Annotated in this window: 17 protein-coding genes; 8 read left to right on the top strand and 9 right to left on the bottom strand. The window is 61.0% G+C overall.

Annotation, left to right across the window (positions count from 1 at the left end; genetic code table 11):
• Nucleotides 1–152: 152 nt before the first annotated feature.
• Genes EN808_RS05740 through EN808_RS05730 form a run of 3 tightly spaced genes read right to left on the bottom strand, consistent with a single transcriptional unit; the run spans nt 153 to nt 2270 of the window.
• A complete protein-coding gene (locus EN808_RS05740) occupies nt 153–1019 on the bottom strand; it encodes a 23S rRNA (adenine(2030)-N(6))-methyltransferase RlmJ (RefSeq protein WP_135915348.1) in 867 nt (288 codons plus the stop codon).
• Nucleotides 1016–1624 carry a hypothetical protein gene (locus EN808_RS05735; RefSeq protein ID WP_135915347.1) on the bottom strand — a complete coding sequence of 203 codons (609 nt, stop codon included), beginning with the start codon at nt 1622–1624 and terminating at the stop codon, nt 1016–1018. Before EN808_RS05735 ends, EN808_RS05740 begins: the two co-directional genes overlap by 4 nt.
• A 19-nt stretch (nt 1625–1643) precedes the next feature.
• Complete coding sequence (locus EN808_RS05730; protein ID WP_245525036.1) at nt 1644–2270, bottom strand: TetR/AcrR family transcriptional regulator; 627 nt, start codon at nt 2268–2270, stop codon at nt 1644–1646.
• A 137-nt stretch (nt 2271–2407) separates the two neighbouring features.
• On the opposite strand from EN808_RS05730, the gene EN808_RS05725 reads away from it, so the two are divergent.
• The gene (locus EN808_RS05725) at nt 2408–2875 is read left to right on the top strand and encodes a carboxymuconolactone decarboxylase family protein (protein WP_127279835.1); all 468 of its coding nucleotides are present in this window, start codon (nt 2408–2410) and stop codon (nt 2873–2875) included.
• Nucleotides 2876–3644: 769 nt separating this feature from the next.
• Here the strand turns inward: EN808_RS05725 and EN808_RS05720 are convergent.
• The gene (locus EN808_RS05720; RefSeq protein ID WP_127279834.1) at nt 3645–3869 is read right to left on the bottom strand and encodes a hypothetical protein; all 225 of its coding nucleotides are present in this window, start codon (nt 3867–3869) and stop codon (nt 3645–3647) included.
• 65 nt (nt 3870–3934) lie between these two features.
• On the opposite strand from EN808_RS05720, the gene EN808_RS05715 reads away from it, so the two are divergent.
• Both EN808_RS05715 and galE read left to right on the top strand, forming a co-directional pair.
• On the top strand, nt 3935–4984 hold the full coding sequence (locus EN808_RS05715) for a UDP-glucuronic acid decarboxylase family protein (protein ID WP_135915345.1): 1050 nt from the start codon (nt 3935–3937) through the stop codon (nt 4982–4984).
• Nucleotides 4981–6006, top strand: coding sequence for a UDP-glucose 4-epimerase GalE (gene galE / locus EN808_RS05710; RefSeq protein ID WP_135915344.1), 1026 nt, complete (start codon nt 4981–4983; stop codon nt 6004–6006). Before EN808_RS05715 ends, galE begins: the two co-directional genes overlap by 4 nt.
• An 808-nt stretch (nt 6007–6814) precedes the next feature.
• On the opposite strand, the gene EN808_RS05700 is transcribed toward galE, so the two are convergent.
• Nucleotides 6815–7423, bottom strand: coding sequence for a DUF995 domain-containing protein (locus EN808_RS05700; RefSeq protein WP_189524067.1), 609 nt, complete (start codon nt 7421–7423; stop codon nt 6815–6817).
• Between the two features lie 192 nt (nt 7424–7615).
• On the opposite strand from EN808_RS05700, the gene EN808_RS05695 reads away from it, so the two are divergent.
• The 3 genes from EN808_RS05695 to EN808_RS05685 all read left to right on the top strand — a co-directional run bounded on the left by EN808_RS05695 (nt 7616) and on the right by EN808_RS05685 (nt 11401).
• Entirely contained in the window at nt 7616–9241 is a 1626-nt protein-coding gene (locus EN808_RS05695; protein WP_135883309.1) for a glycosyltransferase family 39 protein, read from the top strand.
• 184 nt (nt 9242–9425) lie between these two features.
• Nucleotides 9426–10352: a lysylphosphatidylglycerol synthase domain-containing protein gene (locus EN808_RS05690; protein ID WP_127871443.1), complete on the top strand. Its 927-nt coding sequence runs from the start codon at nt 9426–9428 to the stop codon at nt 10350–10352.
• 44 nt (nt 10353–10396) lie between these two features.
• Nucleotides 10397–11401, top strand: a complete 1005-nt coding sequence (locus tag EN808_RS05685) for a glycosyltransferase family 2 protein (RefSeq protein ID WP_210212407.1) — start codon at nt 10397–10399, stop codon at nt 11399–11401.
• 350 nt (nt 11402–11751) lie between these two features.
• On the opposite strand, the gene EN808_RS36905 is transcribed toward EN808_RS05685, so the two are convergent.
• Both EN808_RS36905 and EN808_RS05675 read right to left on the bottom strand, forming a co-directional pair.
• Nucleotides 11752–12012, bottom strand: coding sequence for a hypothetical protein (locus tag EN808_RS36905; RefSeq protein WP_245464269.1), 261 nt, complete (start codon nt 12010–12012; stop codon nt 11752–11754).
• Between the two features lie 430 nt (nt 12013–12442).
• The gene (locus EN808_RS05675; protein WP_135915342.1) at nt 12443–14323 is read right to left on the bottom strand and encodes a cellulose synthase catalytic subunit; all 1881 of its coding nucleotides are present in this window, start codon (nt 14321–14323) and stop codon (nt 12443–12445) included.
• Between the two features lie 619 nt (nt 14324–14942).
• On the opposite strand from EN808_RS05675, the gene EN808_RS05670 reads away from it, so the two are divergent.
• A complete protein-coding gene (locus tag EN808_RS05670) occupies nt 14943–15866 on the top strand; it encodes a glycoside hydrolase family 26 protein (RefSeq protein ID WP_127871441.1) in 924 nt (307 codons plus the stop codon).
• A gap of 132 nt (nt 15867–15998) precedes the next feature.
• Nucleotides 15999–16517 carry a DUF995 domain-containing protein gene (locus EN808_RS05665; protein ID WP_127871440.1) on the top strand — a complete coding sequence of 173 codons (519 nt, stop codon included), beginning with the start codon at nt 15999–16001 and terminating at the stop codon, nt 16515–16517.
• Nucleotides 16518–16666: 149 nt separating this feature from the next.
• On the opposite strand, the gene EN808_RS05660 is transcribed toward EN808_RS05665, so the two are convergent.
• Together EN808_RS05660 and EN808_RS05655 are read right to left on the bottom strand one after the other, a co-directional pair.
• Nucleotides 16667–17116: a DNA polymerase III subunit chi gene (locus EN808_RS05660; protein WP_127276081.1), complete on the bottom strand. Its 450-nt coding sequence runs from the start codon at nt 17114–17116 to the stop codon at nt 16667–16669.
• A 9-nt stretch (nt 17117–17125) separates the two neighbouring features.
• Nucleotides 17126–18649, bottom strand: coding sequence for a leucyl aminopeptidase (locus EN808_RS05655; RefSeq protein WP_127276080.1), 1524 nt, complete (start codon nt 18647–18649; stop codon nt 17126–17128).
• Nucleotides 18650–18665 lie beyond the last annotated feature (16 nt).

Genomic DNA, 18665 nt, shown 5'->3' with positions numbered 1-18665 from the left:
GGATTCGCTTGACGGCGGTCAAGCGGTTGCCGAAACAATGGTTTCCAGAAACCGGTGCCGGACAGTTGCTGCAAGCAGCAATGCACTGGCGGCGGCGAAGTTCCCCAGAAGGCGGATCGTGCGGTCGTAACGAGCGCGGCGGTCGAAGGCGGCTATCCCGGCGGCGGGACCTGCTCGCCGGCCAGCCATTCCATCGACCAGTGCGCCGGTTTTGCCAGCGCAAGCAATCTGTGCAACGCCGGCAATACGGTTCTCAACTCACCTTCCAGCGTGAAGGGCGGATTGACCACCACCATGCCGGTGCCATCGAGGCTGGGTTCCGACGAGGCCGGCCTGATCTCGAATTCTATGTCGAGGATTTTCGGGATGCCGGATTGCTTCAGCGCTTTCCTGAAGGCGATCACCGCCCTACGGTCCTTGATCGGATACCAGAGCGCGTAGATGCCGCTGGGCCAGCGCTTGTGCGCCTTCACCAGCCCATCGACGAGGCGGCCGAACTCACCCTCTTCCTCGAAGGGCGGATCGATGAGCACCAGGCCGCGCTTTTCCTTCGGCGGCAGGTGCGCTCCGAGTGCAAGCCAGCCGTCAAGTTCCATCACCCTTGTCTGGAAATCGCCGGCGAACTCCGTCTTCAGCTTCGCGGCGTCTTTCGGGTGCAGTTCGATCGCCGACAACCGGTCCTGCTTGCGCAGGAGATTGCGCGCGAGCAACGGCGAGCCTGGATATTTCTTCACGCCGCCCTCGGGATTGAGTGAGCGCACCGCCGCCAGATAGGGCGCCAGCAGCGCCGCCGCCTTCGCGTCGAACGAGGTATCGATCAGCCTGCCGATGCCGCCCTGCCACTCACCGGTCTTTTGCGCTTCGAGTGACGACAGGTCGTAGCGGCCAATGCCGGCATGGGTGTCAACGACACGAAACGCCTTGTCCTTCTGCTTCAGATATTCGAGCAGGCGCGTCAGCACGACATGCTTGACGACATCGGCAAAATTGCCGGCGTGGTAGGCGTGGCGGTAGTTCACGTGGGACCCCTGCCCCAGCGTGGCGGCGGCTGCGAGTTCGGATTTTCCGGTCGTCCGCCACCGGAACGCAAGGACAGCAGGAAGCCGATCAAGCCGACCGCCATCAGCGAGAAGCCCATCGGCCGCGAGCGGCCGTCGATTTCCCCGACGCCGGAGCGCAAGACAAGGTCGACCGCTCGCATCGGTATGTCGTCGGCGTCGCCCGGGCCGACGGTGAAGACGTAGGCGCCAGGGTTGACAGTGGCAATCAGGCCAGCTTCGTCGCGAAAGATCTTGTCGGGCAGTTGCGGGCTGGCCTGGCGCGGATTGTCCACGTGGTTGAACTGCAGCGTCGAGGCAAGCACCGTGCGGCCATTGGTGGCCGCGGTCAGCGTCAACACCGTGCGCTGCTGCGAAACGATGCGTTCGGCCCTTGCCGTCAGGTCTACCAGCACCCGCACCGGCGCATCTCGACCTTTGAGCGATACGGTCAACGGCCTGAACCGGCCTTGCTCATAGACCCGCCAGGTGCCGATTTCGCGACCGGAAAAATTCGTCATCGCCCAGGGGTAGATGAGACCGATGCCGGTGCCGGCCAACAGGATCAGGACAAACAGAAAGCGCATTCAGGCGGTCACCTTGCAATCAAACCTTGCTGGACGGCTGGCTTGCATTCGCACCGTCGCGCAGGCGCTCCATTTCGTCCAGCACCATGTCGAGGCCGAGTTCGAATGTCTTGTCGAATTCGGCGGCACCAAAAAAGCGCCCGGCTGCCATGACATTTGGATAGTCCCTGGCCAATTGCTCGTCGCTGACCGTGTTCACCGCGGACGGGCCTCTGGAATAGCCCGCATTCTCGTCCAGCACCGCGCCCATCAGATAGTATCCGACGGTGCGGAACAGCCGCGCGCTGAGTTCAGTGCCGAAGCCGCCGTCCTTGAACAAGCCGATAATGCCGTTCAACCAGGCAAGGCAAGTCGGCGAGTTCATCCGATAGGTAACGATGAAACTGGAATAGGCGGGATGGTCGCGGCCGATGCGGCGAAAATCCTCAATGGCGATGCGCATTCTTTGCCGCCAGGGAAGGCTGGCGTCGGGGATTTCGAGCGCACCGATCAGCCGGTCGACCAGCGCTTCGTGCAGATGCGCCACTGAGGGAAAGTGATGGTAGATGCTCATCGCCTCGCAGCCGAGCGCAGCGGCGAGCTTGCGCATCGAAAAGCCGGAAAGCCCCTCCCTCTCGATCACCTCGAAAGCCGCGTCCTCGATCATTTCGCGGGACAGACGCCCGCGTGCTCTCTTTTTCTTGATTGATTGATCCATTAGCGCTGGCTTGACAGCTTACAGTGTAAGGTTCATTTTCACGATCACCTTACATCGTAAGGCTAGCAAAGGCCAGAGGAGAAACCATGTCGTACCATCGCATCGTCAAATCCATACAGTCTTCGTCCCATCGTGCTTTCCTGTTCGCCGCCGCCTGCGTGCTGTCGCTCGGCACCGGGCTGGCCCGTGCCGACGACTATGATGCCACCCTCAAGGACATACAGTCGACCATGGGCGGTGTACCGAGCTTTGTGAAACAGTTTCCCAAAACCGGTCTGCCCGGTGCCTGGGCCGAGGTCAAGGCCATCGAACTCAGCGACAAGACGGCGCTGCCGCCCAAGGTCAAGTCGCTGATCTCCCTAGCCGTGGCGGCACAGATCCCTTGCACCTACTGCATCTGGTCGGACACGCAGGACGCCAAGCGCGCCGGCGCAACCGACGAGGAGATCCAGGAAGCCGTGGCGATGGCGGCGCTGACCCGCCACTGGAGCACAATCTTCAACGGCATGCAGGTCGATTTCGATACATTCAAGAAGGAAATGGGCGGGCAGTAAGCCCGCTGGCAAGCCTGGCCTGCTTCAAGAGAGATCCATCACACTCGACAAAAGGGCTGGGATGGCCCGCAGCGAAGCGGGCCATCGTCAGCCTCGGCCATTTTACGGCTCGCACACCAGTGCTGCGTTCAACCCGAATGCGTGATCTCGCAATAGACAAGAGCCTGCCTAAGCCCTCAAATGCCATTGCCGAGATAGCCGGCATTCCACTATAAATTCGACGCGCCTGAAAGGGGAATGTCGCCTCGCATCTTTACGGATGAGGGACCTCGAATGCACAGAGATCACGGGCGGCCCGACGAAAAGAAATCGGGATTAAACCTTATTCCCGCGGGCCGATTTTGCCTTCTAATTTTGACTGTTGGTCTGCCCTGCGCCACTGCCAGCTGCGATGCGGATTCCATTCACAAAGCGATACTGGCAAGGTTTTCACAACCGAATGTTTACGTCTGCAGCCCGAGCGGATTTGGGCAACAATCTCATTGCAACCTGAAGATTTGAATCGTTCTGAGCCTTCTTCATTCGGGTAGTTCTCCGGGGCTGCGCATCCCAGTGCCTCACGAGGGCACTTCCCGGCATTCCTCGATATCAAGCTTTTTGATGGCGCGCCCGAGAGCAGCTCGCCGTGGCATGTGGAATCTCTTCGCGGTCGAGCCAATATGCTGATTCAAAATGAGGAACCGCGCCCACGGCCACCTGCACGCGACTAGCGGGCGTGCCGCCTCATGATTAACCATTGGCAAACACAATTGGTTAAGAAATCGCTAATTTAGTTGACTGGAATTTCCACAGGTATATTTTCAATTCGTTGGGATGTGCAATTTGGGCGAGCAATCGGCGATGATGGCACCAAGCGCGTGATCGCGATCTCGGGGCGCATGGACTGCTGAACGGCAGCATAGAAGCCGCGCGGCAGTGGCTCCGCAAACTCAGAAAATGACAAGCGCGCATCAATGATGGCGATCCGCGGATGCGGAGGATTGCCGCGTTTCAAGAACGTGGCCGGGCAGTGCTTTGCCCCGGCCCGACGGGTAGTGTTGCGGTGCGTAGGAGGACTGAATGAGTAAGGTCGTAAAGGTTCTGAAACTTGGTTCCAGGAACGACCAAAAGGGCAACGGCAAGGGCCACAACCGAAGCCGGGCTCTGGTCGCCGGGGGCGCTGGCTTCCTGGGATCGCACCTGTGCGAACGTCTTTTGCAGGACGGATACGACGTCGTCGCGGTGGACAATTTCCATACCGGCAAAAGATACAATCTCAATGCGCTGCTGCACGATCCGAGATTCAGCTGCATCGAGCACGACATCGTCGATCCATTGACCTTGGACCTCCGGTTCGACGAGATCTACAATCTCGCCTGCCCCGCTTCTCCGCCACACTACCAGGCAGATCCGATCCATACCTTCAAGACGAGCGTGCTTGGCGCGCTGAACCTGTTGGAACTGGCGCGTCGCAACAACGCCAAGATATTCCAGGCCTCCACGTCCGAGGTCTACGGCGATCCCTTCGTGCACCCGCAACCCGAAAGCTATTTCGGCAATGTCAACACGCACGGACCGCGGTCCTGCTATGATGAAGGCAAACGCTCGGCCGAAACCCTGTTCTTCGACTATTCGAGGACATATGGCCTCGATATTCGCGTTGCCCGCATCTTCAACACCTACGGCCGCCGCATGCAGCCCGACGACGGGCGCGTCGTCTCGAACTTCATCGTCCAGGCGTTGCGCGGCGAAGACCTGACCGTCTATGGCAGCGGCTTGCAGACCCGTTCCTTCTGCTACGCCGACGACCTGATCGAGGGCTTCATGCGGCTGATGAACGCGCCGAGTGCCCCTACCCACCCGGTCAACCTCGGCAATCCCGGCGAATTCACCATCATGGAACTCGCGACGCTGGTCGTGGGCTACACCAATTCCAGATCAAAGATCGTGCATCGGCCACTGCCGATCGACGATCCCAGGCAGCGCAAGCCGGACATTTCCTTCGCCAGGAACAATCTCGGTTGGGAGCCGAGGATCAATTTGGCCCAGGGGCTCGCGCATACCGTCGACTATTTCGACACCCTGCTCTACGGAAGGCGGCTGGCCAAGGGCGCCGCGGCGGCTTCATGACCGGGAAAGCAATCCTGGTAACAGGGGGAGCCGGCTTTATTGGCAGCCACACCTGCAAACTGCTTGCCGCCGCCGGTTACCTGCCCGTGGCCTTCGACAATCTATCCCGCGGCAACGAGAAGTCCGTCGCCTGGGGGCCGCTTGTCGTCGGCGATATCCGGGACCGTGCCGCAATGCAGGCGGCTATCGCCACGTACCAGCCGACCGCTGTCATCCACTTCGCGGCGCTGGCCTATGTCGGCGAGTCCGTCCAGCAGCCGGCCGAATACTATTCGACCAATGTGGCGGGCACCATCGCCGTGCTCGATGCCGCACGCGCGCACGCCATTGAAAACATCATTTTCTCCAGCAGTTGCGCCACCTACGGCGTGCCGGAAGCATTGCCCGTTCGCGAGAGTTCGTCGCAAAATCCGATCAGCCCTTATGGCCGTACCAAGCTGATGGGCGAACAGATCATCGGCGACTATGCGTCCGCATACGGAATGAAGTTTGCCATCCTGCGCTACTTCAACGCCTGTGGGGCCGATCCCGACGGGAAACTCGGCGAGTGGCATACGCCGGAAACGCATCTGGTTCCCAGGGCTCTGATGGCGGCGTCAGGCATCATCGATGAAATCGAGGTCTTCGGCACCGATTATGAGACGCCGGACGGGACTTGCGTGCGCGACTACATCCATGTCAGCGACCTGGCTCGCGCCCACCTGAAAGCTCTCCAACACCTGGAAGGCGGAGGACAAAGCCTAGCGGTCAACCTCGGCACCGGACAAGGCGTATCCATCAGGGAGATTGTCCAGGCGGTCAGCCGGGTGACGTCAAGACCGGTCCCGGCCGTCTTCAGGGCCCGGCGCCCGGGGGACCCGGCCGAACTCTATGCCGATCCGAGCAAGGCGCGCGCGCATCTTGGCTTTGTGCCTGAGCTTTCCGACATCGACACGATCGTCAGGACGGCCGCCCCATTCTTCGGGCTGCGGACGAAACCGGAGACACTGCCGCCAAGCAAGGCGGCAGCATCTGCCCGATAGATCACAGAGAGCGGGCTCGGCAACTGGCGCGCTGGCCAAATCCGCTGGGACTGCAGACATAGGGCGAACCGCCCGAGAACGTAGGGCCATCGACGGGATCGAAAGCGACCTTCACAGGTCCCAACGTCGGGGTTGTAACCGGCGGCGGTGCAAAAGCGTAAGTTCTTTCAGTGGTCCGTGTGGTGCTTGTCATCAGGACCTGGGGCTCGGCCCTGAGCGACTGCACAACATATCCACCTTGGAATGGCTGGACTGGAGGCCTGCTCTGGACCGGGTGCACGGCTGGCGTGATGATGACGGAACCGGTATTGGTCGCATCCATGACCTGACACCCTGCAACCAGGGAGGTCACCGCCACCACAACAATAGAGAGGGCTTTCTTGCTTGGGCGAAATACGCCCGCTCCGGAATTGTTCGCCATGTGTCCCTTGCCTTTGAGTAAAGCCAGGACGCGTTGCGACGCCTGCGCCGCCTCACGTCGTTTCAGTGACCACTCGCACATCACACAAGAATATTAGACATCACTAATTATTAAATTTCATGAAAGCCGTATGGTGGTGTACCCATCGTCTCGTCGTTCTGTCAGAGAGGAATCGAATGCGACCATTTGGCGGTCGGTGCGACGGCAATTCCTGCCGGACTGCTCCGCGCTTTCATAAGCGATTCGCAAGCTTCTTCACAGGCCCGGCAAAAGCAGCCTGCCTGACTCCGACACGCCGCACACGCCGTCACCGATGCCATATGGGGACGCGCCAACGGAGCCAGGAACGGCGTTTCCCGTCATGCCGTGGGCCCAGCCTGGCCAGCCTTAATTCTTGGAATCGACCAACTTACGGGCCTCTTCAAACTGAGCGGCCTTGGTATCACCAGGTTCGAATTTTCGGTGTTCGTCGGAGGGATCCTCGGGAGTTCGTTTGAAACTGTACCATTCCCCGTCCGGATCCTTGCGCTGCTCGATGGTTCCATCCTTGATCTGATGGCTATAGCAGGTACGCTGCTGTTTGCCCTTGTAGCTCTTGGATCGCCAGGCGACATCCATGCACATCTTGCCGTCCTTGGTCACCAGCCACCTGCCCTCGGCGACAGAGGCTGAATCCTGCCCCGACGTCCAGGCCTCGAGGCGTCGATTGCCCCGTGCGAAATAGGCCGCTCCGTTTTTCCACACCCATGTGCGATCGGCATACAGAAGCTGCAACTCATAGGGGGTTGGCACAGTGGCACTGTCCGCTTTTGCAGGTGCGCCGTCTTTGGCGGCGGCCGCGTGGGTCGCTCCCGCGAGGGCCACCTGACCGCAGAAGGCGAAGAGAAACAGCAGCGGCGTGAAAGTTGCAGTCCGACGAGGTTCGTTGTGTGGCCGATGGTCGACGCCAAGCGGCGGCAAGCTGGTCGGAGCTATCGGTACAATCGGCGTTGGCATGTCTGTTTTGTGGCCCAAGGCAGCGCTGTCGGCGCGACAGGCCTGTGAACTATTTAACAGCCGCGGGAGCTGCGATGTCAACTTTCGCGACGCCCGCTTTCGCCAAAATTAAGGATTGCGTCGTATACTCCTTCACCTTTGACAATCGCGTGTAAAAGCAATCCGCAGACGTCAGAGAGGATGCGGTTTCAAATGGGCGCCGACCCGGAACTAAATCAGGCCGAGGTTCAGCAATACCCGCGGCAGCCGACTGCTTGGGGCTCGGCTGCTCGCAATTACCTCAACCTCGACACGGCTATCTTGCTGGGGATCCTGTTCATCGCGATCGTGTTCAGGTTCCACAACATAACCTTGCCGCTGGTCGACGTCTTCAGCTGGCGCGAGACAAGCACAGCAATGATGGCCGACAATTTTCAACAGCGCAGCTGGAATATCTTCTTCCCTGAGGTCAGTTGGACCGGGCCCGGGCCGAGTTATCAGGGCCGCGAGTTCCAGATCGTCAGCTATCTGACCGCCCTGCTCTACCAACTCTTCGGCTGGCACGACTGGTTTGGCCGCATGGTTGCGGCCTTCTTCGGCCTGGTCACGGTGTTTTCGCTGCACAGGTTGACGGCGCTATGCTGGGGCGAAACGCATGCCCATGCGGCGGCGCTTGCCTATGCGCTGATGCCGGCAGCGATCATGATCGACAGCTCGTTTCTTCCAGATCCGTCGATGTTGGCCCTGGTGACAACAGGCGTCTGGCTTTTCGCGAGGTACTGGGCCGGCGGCAGCAGCTGGCTTTTGCCGGTTGCCACCGTCAGTTTCTCGCTCGGAGTGCTGGCGAAACCGCCGGGGCTCGCCGCCGGCGCCGTCATTTTCTACCTGATGGTTTGCTGGATTGTCGAGAAGAAGCGAAAGCAAGCGACCAGGGTGTTCCTGTCAGGGCTTTTGAGCCTGGCCATCATCGCCGCATATTTCAGCTGGGCGATCTATCTCGGCCGAACCTATCCGCCATTTCATGTCGCGGGCAGCGGTTATATCTGGGATTCCGGTTTCTGGACATTCTTCAAGGAGAGCTTCTACTTCAAATCGGTGTGGAACACCTCGGTTTGGTGGTTCTACGGCTATCCGTTCATGGTGCTGATCGCGGTGGGCTTCTGGATGCCGCCCCCCGCCGAAAACCAGAAACAACGTACACTTTCGGCCATTCCTTATGTTTGGCTGGTGGCGGCCATGGCCGTCTATCTGGCGGCGGCGCGCGAGATCACCAGCAATCCCTGGAATTACCACATCTTCCATGTCCCGTTGGCGATGTTCTGCGGCCGAGGAGCACTGGTCCTGGCAACGCTGCCATGGGGCAACGCTCCGTCGCCGGCCATGGTCCTGCGCTCGATCTGTATCGTGGCCGTGACGCTCGTGTGGTCGACCTTTCCCCTCGTCAAGACAATGAAGAAGCCGGTTGCCATCAATGGCAAGCTGCTCGGCGAGGAACTGGCGAGATTGGCACAACCGGGTGACCTCGTCGTCGCAATAGCGCCCGAGGTCGGCGATCCAGTGGCTGTCTACTACAGCAGGGCGCGCGGCTGGGTGTTCCCGCCCGGCGGCGGCGATGTCGAATGGTCGAAATTCGTCGCGGACGACGACACCGCGATCGCGCAGCTCGAGGAGTTGCGCGCGCAAGGCGCAGATCTGTTCGGCGCGGCCAAGAACGCCGCCGACAAGCAAGACCTGCTGTTCGTCGAGCATCATGACGGGGTCATCGACTATCTGGACAAGACCGGAACCAAGCTTGTGGATTCCGATGATTTGCTGGTCTATAGGATCACCCGCCCTTGAGAGCCGCGACGGTCGGGGGCCGTGGGTTTTGGACATGGTCCCAGCAGTCGACGGCTCCGCATTTGGTCCGCGGGAGTTCGGCAAGGCGGTGGGCCAGGCGCCGAGTCCGGTTGACGCCATGGACATCCGGGCACCACGCATTGCCGCCGCCCGGACGAGGCGGCGAAAACCAGCGGAGAATTGGTTGAAAAGAGCAATCTCGATAGTCGCGACGCTGGCCCTGCTGGTCTGGCTCGCCAGCGACTCGCGCTGGAGGACGGTCGGCGACGCCTTCGACCGCGTCACGCCCGGGACGTTCGCGGTGGCGACGCTCGCTTTTTTCGTCACCTATGTCTTGCGAACGCTGCGCGTCTGCGACGAGTTCCGCGACGAGGTGCAAGGCCGTTTCGGCGCCTGCCTGCGCGTTATCCTGATCCACAACGCGATGATCAACGTCGTCCCTTTCCGCGGCGGCGAGACGGCTTTTCCCCTGCTCCTGCGCCAGATCTTCGGCGTACCGCTCATGCGCGCCAGCGCCTCGCTGCTGTGGTTCAGGCTGCAGGATGCCTTCGTCGTCGGCGTGCTGGCGTTGGCGGTTTGGCCAGGCCTGCATCCGGCGATCAGGGTCGCGGGCGTGGCCGTCCTGGTCGCGGTGGCATGGTACCTGCCGCGCTGGGCGCGCGCGCCGCATGACTGGGCCGGGCGCGGCAAGATCGTGGCCAAGCTCGGCTTGCTTCGCGACATCTTCACCGAGGCGACGGGGCGCTCGCGCTACGGCTGGTGGTGGACGATCGCCAACTGGTCGCTGAAGCTCGCCGTGCAGGGATGGCTGCTGGCGCTGATACTTGGCACATCGTTCACCACCGCCTTTCCAGGCGTCGTCGGCGCCGAAGGCGCCGCGATATTGCCGGTGCAAGGCGTCGCCGGTTTCGGCACCTACGAAGCGGCGGCGGCGGCGGCGCTGCTGACTTCCGGAATTGCGATGAAGAGCGGCTTGCAGGCGGCGCTGGCATTGCACCTCTTCATCCTGTGCTCAGCTGTCGTCACGGGCGCGATTGCCTGGCTGTTTCCCTCGAAATCGACGCTGCCGGGGAACCCGGCCGCCGGATCTGCAAGGAAGCCATCCCTATGACCGTATTACCTATCCCTGCTTCGGGACTGCCCGACGGCGCGGTGATGCCGGACCATACGCTGTCCATCGTCGTGCCCATGTATAACGAGGCCGAAAACGTCGAGCCGCTGCTGGCGCGGATTCACCAGGCCATGGAACATTATGGCCAGCCATGGGAGGTCGTGCTGGTCGATGACGGCAGCACCGACGCGACCGTGAGCGAGATCAGGCGCCTGGCGGCGCAATACGGCCCGCATGTGCATTCGGTCGAGCTGGTGCGCAACTACAAGCAGACCGCCGCCATGCAGGCCGGCATAGACGCGGCACGCGGCGACGTCATCGCCACGATCGACGGCGACCTGCAGAACGATCCCTACGACATTCCGCGCATGGTCTACCGCTTGCTGAGCGAGGATCTCGACCTGGTGGTCGGCTGGCGCAAGGATCGCCAGGAAGGGTTTTTTATGCGCCGGCTCCCCTCGCGCATCGCCAACGCGTTGATCGCGCGTGTCACCGGCGTGCGCCTCAAGGATTATGGCTGCAGCCTCAAGGTCTATCGCGGCACCGTCATCCGCAGCGTCAAGCTCTATGGCGAGATGCACCGCTTCATCCCGGCATGGCTGGCCACGGTGACGACCCCACGACGCATCGCACAAGAGGTGGTGACGCATCACGCCCGCATTCACGGTCAGTCCAAATACGGGATTTCGCGCACCTTCAGGGTCGTGCTCGATCTGGTGTTCATGTATTTTTTCATGCGCTATCGCACCCGGCCCGGTCATTTCTTCGGTGGTATCGGCATCGTGCTCGGCGCGCTGGGTTCGCTGATCCTTGCCTATCTGCTTTGTCTGAAGGTGTTTTTCGAGGAAGCCATCGGAACACGGCCGATGCTGTTCACCGGCTTCTTCCTGCTGATCGCCGGGGTGCAGATGGTGACGTCGGGCGTGCTGGCGGAAATGCTGGCACGCGTCTATCACGAAGCGAACGGATCGTCGGCCTACGTCGCGCGGCCGCGGTCGGCGCCGGAAGACAATGATAGCGGCTGGCACCGCCCCGCCCGTTTGTCGTGACGTGATCGGAATACCGGACAGGGATTTCGGTTTCAGGCGGAAAGTGCCGATCGAGGGACAGAATGGCAGCGTCAGCGATTGCCATCGCCAGGAATGGCGGCCGCGGGGCAAGAGGTCAGGCGCAATCCCTCGCCAACCTCTTGCCCTCGGCTCGCGCCCCCCGCGAGGAACGGAGCGGCGGCTGCATAAGTCAAATCACGCCGCCACTTCCAGGTCTGACGCCCTAGAACGGTTCACAGTTTCAAAGAGGACGCCGAACCAATCCATCTCTTTGTTCCAGGCAGTTTCGCAAGGACAAGCGCTACGCGCTTGTCCCGGGAAAACCGTTACACACTGCTCCCGTAATTGCTTCAGTACCGCGAACGGCAGCTGGCGCGCTGGCCAAAGCCGCTCGGGCCGCAAATCCAGGGAGAGTGACCGAGCAACGGCCCGCTATTGCCCAAACTGTAGGAAACCTTCACGGGCGCCGTCTTGCCGATCCGCTGCGGCCGGACGAAAGCCGCATAGGCCTCCTCTCTCGTGCGTGTCACGCTGGTGATCCGCGTGAGCGATTTGCGATCGACCAGATGCAACCGTTTCTTCTGGACGTAGTGAGCCTTCTGGCCAAGCATATGAGCCTCCGGCCTGGTGCTGATCGAGCCGGTCTTGGTCGCATCCATACTCTGACAACCGGACACCATCGAGATCAATGCAGCAGCTGCGAATGCACAGGCATATTTCTTGCCGATCCTTGGCCCATTTCCAATATATGTTTTCATCGACGTCCCCTGCAAAAACATAAGCCACTGGAGCGCGGGGATATATTGTCGGTTATTTTGTGTTCCGCGCCACGCTAGCAGCCTCACGCCGCTCGCATCATGATCTTATATTAGGGGATACTTATTAAGAATCGCGCAAGCGACATGATGAGCGCGGTCTGTCCGCACTCGATCGGATATTATTAAAACTGAATCTATTGAGACTGCGCCGGGGTTGCGCGGACGCCCGCCGGCTCACAAGGCGAATGTTCAGGGAAGCGTTGTCGCGCGCGCCTCTTCAACGTCAGCGCGGCGTTTCCCAACCCGGATCGAAGTAGAAATTGCGGGCACCGATGTTACCCTGGCCGGCGCCGGAAATCACATAGGCTATGCGCACGATGCGCAAGCCGCCGGCGCCCTGCTGCAATCCGTAGACGCCTTCCATGCCGCGATCGTAGAAGCCCACGGCCGGCACGGCGAGCGCCAGCACGGCGAGCGAGGCCTGCAAGGTCATCTTCGCGGCATTGGCGCGCAACGGGATCTTGTTCTCGATGACGTGTCTTGAAACGATCACCACCACCAAAAGCCCATAGAGGAATGCATTGAACGCCGCGAACCAGAAAAAGCCGGTCGCGTCGAAAGGGTGCTCAATTATCAACACGGGCAGTGCCGCGCCGATGGCCAGCGCCACATAGGGAACGAAGGCGCGGACCGGCAACAGGCTTTTGGGACCGCTGCCCTTGGGGGTGACACGGAAATCGACGAAGGATTTGGTCAGATAATCGCGCAGCGACGATAGCGTGCCGGCCAGTACCCAAGGCCAGCGTGCGAAGAAAAGAAACAGCGTGCCTTCCCAGCTTATCGTCTTGGCCGTCAGCGGCCGAGAGAGGCCGAATGCCTTCAGCATCATGACCAGGCCCACCAGAGCAACGGCGTTGGGCAGATAGTGAAGAAGGAAGTCGGCATACATGACGTTGGCGAAGTTGCGCCCGCTGAAGAGCGCGTACATCGGCATGACGTACATCAGCAATGCGAAGATGGCGAACAGTGGATACCAGAGCTGGCAGAACAGGAACTGAAACTTCAGCCTCCAGGGCAATTTGGGAAAATATGTGGGCGAGTATTCGAGCAGGATCGTCATCAGGCTGCGCGACCACTGGAATTCCTGGGTGACGAGATCGGCAAAGGTCTGCGGGCCGTCGCCATGGGCGATGGCGTCGAGCGCATGCACGCCGCGCCACCCGGCGGCGTTGATCAGCATCGAGGTGGAGTGATCCTCGGCCAACTCCGGACCGAGACCGCCCGCCTGCCTCAGCGCCTTGGTTCGAACGGCATAGTGCGAGCCGATGCAAAGCGGCGCGCCGCCACCGGTATGGCCGGACTGCAAGGGCCCGTGAAACATCCCTTCTGGAAACAGCCGGCCACGCGCTGCCCAGCTTTCGGCGGCGTTGTTGTCGCAGATGCTCGGCGCCGAGACATAGCCGACCGCCGGATCGGCGAAAGGATAAAGGATTTCCCTGAGATAGGTTGGCGTCGGCCTGTGATCGGCATCCATCTGGGCGACGAAATCGTAGCGCTCATAACCGTAGTGGTCATAGAAGAACGCCAGGTTGCCCTCCTTGCAACGGGTGCGGCGCGGCCAAGTCTTGCGGTGGTAGTCTTCCCTTCCGCGCCGCGTCGAAATGAACACGCCGTGGGCATCGCACCAGCGAACCGTCTCGTCGGACGGGTCCTCGTCGGCCAGCCAGGTGTCATGCGGATAGTCCTGCGTAAGCATTGCTTCCAAGGTGCGCGCAACCACGGCGAACGGTTCGGACGGCGCCTTGGTCACCACCATGGCGACCCGCGAGCGCTTCGGGATGCTGGCAAGCTTGGATGGCTTCCTCGAAGCGTGCACGTTGAGCAGGAAATACATCGGCATCAAGGTCAGCCAGGCCAGCACCAGCGTCGCAAAGATGTATGACCCGAGGTATCCGATATGGTCCGGCTTCAGCCACCAGATCCAGAAAAAGCCGAGAGTGACGAACCAGGAAGCCAGGCCGAGCCGCAGGATCCACTGCCGGACCGGAGACAATATGGGCACCAGGAAAGGAACCTGCGCCGCGGCGTTGGCGTGCATCCTCCCACGCGGCCGGTTCGGCCTGGTCTTGGGACTGATGATCCCTGCGTCCGCGGAAACACTCATACAACTACCGCCGCCACTCCGAGCATCAGCCGAACGACGGCCGACACGCTTTTCAGGTCGGCTTCAGAATCCCTCCACATCTCATTAGAGTCAACTAAATTAACCGATCCTTAACTAGCTTTCTTGAGAACTGGTTAACCTAACGCCTTTGAATCGCAGCAAGTATTCCGCCGAAGAGTCGCCGTCGACCCATGCCGGAATGATGAACCGCACCTTTTTTGCGCTTTGGAGAATTCGCCGGGGTCAAGGCGATCTGGAGGCTGCACCGCCGGGCAGCGTTAACCATGTTGCGAGCGCCAAGGTTAACCGATCGTTAATTGTTCTTGACTCTTGGTCCGGTCCGGCTCTTAAATTAGCCAGGGATGATATATCGGAATATTGACGCGAATTTGTGAGTATCGCGGCGAACTTTCTCTCTGAAGCTCCTCAGTGTCGGCGCCTTGAGAGATAATTTGGGTGGCCCCTTGCACAGGTTGGCACACCCGCCAATGGTCGCTCCGAAATCCCGCAGATTCCGCCAATAGACCCGATCGGTGTTGGGTAGTCGTGTCGATCAGGCATCGATGCGGCGGGCGAAGCCTTGGCTTCCATGGGAAGCTGAGGCCATAGGAGGTCAACGATGAAACACTCCGCAGCAAATGTACTTGTAGTCGCGCTGGCGTTGGGCGGAAGTGCCGCGTTTCCTTCCGCGGGAAGCGCTGGTTCCGCCCCCGCGACAGACCCCGTCCAGACGAGCAGCGCCGCGTCGGCATTCGGCTCGTACGATCCGTATGGCGATTTCACCAATGACAAGACCGCCAGCATCGAGGAACTGTTCCTGCCTTGGGAAGATGTCGATCTATCGACGCTGCCTCTGGCAGACACCTATGCCCAGGAGCGCGGTCGCTCGCTGTTGATCACGATCGAGCCGTGGACCTGGTCGAAGGACTGGCGCATCACGCCGCCCGAACTGCGTGACGGCATATTGGGCGGCAGGTATGATGCCAATATGCAGGCGATCTGTGGCCTGGTGGGACAGATGAAAAGCCCGGTAACCATTCGCTGGGCGCAGGAAATGGAAGACAAGAACGGCCGCTTCACCTGGGCCAACTGGGCTCCCAAGGACTGGATCTCAGCTTACAAGCGTGAAGTCGATATCTGCCGCAAGGCGGCCCCCGCGGCCAAATACATGTGGTCGCCCAAAGGTGAAGAAGGCCTGGAAAAATACTACCCCGGTGACGACTATGTCGACGTGATCGGCCTGTCGGTGTTCGGCCTGCAGAAAAAGGACAATGACGAGGCCGGTCGCGACCGTACGTTCGCCGAGATGCTGAAACCCGGCTATGACCGCGTGGCGGGTTTCAACAAGCCGATCGTGGTGGCGGAACTCGGCTATGTCGGCAAGCAGGACTATGTTTCGAAGTGGCAGGACGATTCCCGCAAGTCCTATGCGGAGTTCCCGGCGCTCACGTCCGTTGTCTACTTCAACCAGAAAGAAGTGTGGCCGTGGCTGGGGGGCTATGGTCTGCCCGATTGGAGGGTGACCCAGCACGTCCTGCCGTAGACGCATCGTTCGATGCGTCCCGACACGATCGGGATGGATCTCCATCTTTCTTGTTTGATTGGCATCCATGCCGGACCAGTGTTTCGGCATGATGGTTGAGGCGTGGCGTGAATCAGTCTGTGGAGTAGTTCCGTGAAACGAGTGCTGGGTAATTGTGTCGGAGCGGCGTTCGCCTGCTCTGTTCTTGTTCTTGCCTTACAGGTCCCTGCGACAGCCGAGACTGCGGCCAAAATCGCCGAGCAGGCGCAAAAGGGCGCCGTGGTGCCCGACGAAGGCGTCTACCAAATCTATCAGAACCATTCGTGGATGTGGGGCAATCACGGGGCCGCGTTCTTTGCCGTCAGGCAGCGGCAATTCAACGCCTGGTCGACCGAAAAGGGCCAGCCGGGCTATGGCGACGGGACATGGTTCATCCCCGGCGGCGGCAAGTTGTGCTACCGCGCGCAATGGCACGGCGCCTGGGGCGTGAAGGGCTCCATGACCTGCTTCGAGCATCGCCAGACCGGCAAGGCGATCTACAAGCGCAAATCGCCTGATGGCGAATGGTACGTTTTCAGGAGCCCGCATCGGAACCGCTCGGACGAGTTCATGAAATTGAAATACGGCGACTACGTCACCAGGAAACAGAGCCGAATCAAGGCAAGGCTCTAGAACTGTCACCCGCGACGCTGGGCTGGAGATGCTCATCGTTTCGGGGAAACGCCGAACGGCTCCAGCCCTTGGTTCTTACGCACCTCCCTATGGAGTGCGCTACGCGCTTTCCCGGGATAGGTGCACAGTTTTCCTGGAATTGCTCTAAACTAGGCCTTGCGTTCCCAGCGGCGGTCTGACGTCTGCTGCCAGTAGGTCACGGCGTGGCCCGCGTCCTTCATCGTCTTCCAATGCGCCCGGGCCATCTCGACCTGGGCCGCGTCATGGCCATCGAACAGGAAAACCGCACGCTCGTAACCGCCGAGGTCGGGCGGGGCGGCGCCGTCGACCAGGAACCTGATTTTGGCCTCGTTGGGGTTGCCGGCGCCGGTGGTCAGCAGGATTGGCTGTTCAGTTGGGTAGGCTTCGCGATCGGTCGCGTGCGCCAGGAAGGAATCATCGCGGAAAGTCCACAGATGCTGGTCGAGCGCGTCTCGCCGTTCCTCGGTGCCGGTCTGCACCACGGCGCGCCAGCCGCGATCGACGCTGCGCTCGAGCAGCCCCGGAAGCGCATCCTCCAGGGTCGATTCGGTCAGATGGTAGAACAGCACATCGGCCATGGATCGACGTCAGCTTTCGTAGTGATCGCGCACCAGCCGGTCCAGCAGCCGTACGCCGAAACCCGAACCCCACGACTGGTTGATCTCGTTCAATGGCGAGCCCATCGCCGTACCGGCAATGTCGAGATGTGCCCAGGGCGTGTCCTTGACGAAGCGCTGCAGGAACTGCGCGGCGATGATCGCGCCGCCGTAGCGGCCACCGATGTTCTTCATGTCGGCATTCTTGGAATCGATCAGCTTGTCGTATTCGGCGCCGAGCGGCATGCGCCACAGCCGTTCCTGCGTTGACTGTCCGGCCGCGGTCAGCCTTTGCGCCAGTTCGTCGTTGTTGGAGAACAGGCCCGCATAATGCAGGCCGAGCGCAACCATGATGGCGCCGGTCAGCGTCGCCAGGTTGACCATGAATTTCGGCTGGAAGCGGTCGTTGCAGTACCACAGCGCGTCGGCCAGGACGAGGCGCCCCTCCGCGTCGGTGTTGAGCACCTCGATGGTCTGTCCCGACATCGAGGTGACGATGTCGCCCGGGCGCTGCGCATAACCGTCGACCGCGTTTTCGACAAGACCGATGATGCCGACGACATTGGCCTTGGCTTTGCGCGCGGCGAGCGCGTGCATCAACCCGGTCACGGCGGCAGCGCCACCCATGTCGCCTTTCATGTCCTCCATGCCGGACGCCGGCTTGATCGAATTGCCGCCGGTGTCGAACGTAACGCCCTTGCCGACGAAGGCGACCGGGCTGTCCTTGGGCTTGCCGCCGTTCCATTGCATGACCGCCATACGGGCGCCACGCGGCGAGCCCTGCGCGACACCGAGCAGCGAGCCCATGCCGAGCTTCTTCATCTCCTTTTCGGCCAGGATCTCGACCTTGACGCCAAGCGCCTCGAGTTCCTTGGCGCGGGCGGCGAATTCGACTGGTCCCAGCACGTTTGCCGGTTCGTTGACCAGATCGCGCGCCAGAAGCACACCGTCGATCACCGCCTCGGCATCGGCGAAGGCTTTCTTGGCGCCCACCGGATCGGCGGTATGGATGGTCACCTTGACCGGCTTTTTCGGATCGGCCTTGCCGCTGCCCTGGCCGTCGTCCTTATCCTTCCTGGTCTTGTACTTGTCGAAGGAATAGCCGCGCAAGAGAATGCCGGCCGCAAGGTTCGCGGCGTCCTTGCCATCGGGCGAGGCACCGGCCAGGTCGAGCACCACGGCCACGTCGGTTGCCTTGCGCAGCGATGCCGCAATGGTGCCGCCGAGCTTCAGCCAGGCATACTCGTCGAGCCCCGACACCCTGCCTGCGCCGACCGCGACCAACCTGTCGAGCGATGTTGCCTCCGGCGCCAGGATTTCGACAGCGCCGGCGAACTTGCCGGTAAATTCGGCGACCGGGAAAGCCCGATCCAGCGTCTTGCCCGGATCGTAAGCCCTGGCCATATCGCTCAGGCCACCGTCATCCGCCGACAGCACGAAGACCGTGCCCTTTCTGTTCGCCGCCGTCTGGGGCGCGGCGAATTTTGCAAAGGCGATCGACGGTCTCGGGTTCATCATGTCCTGCTTTCGG

The sequence above is a fragment of the Mesorhizobium sp. M8A.F.Ca.ET.165.01.1.1 genome (genome assembly GCF_004792065.1).
In the GTDB taxonomy this organism is placed as follows: domain Bacteria; phylum Pseudomonadota; class Alphaproteobacteria; order Rhizobiales; family Rhizobiaceae; genus Mesorhizobium.
This window is presented reverse-complemented; position numbering and strand designations above follow the sequence as displayed.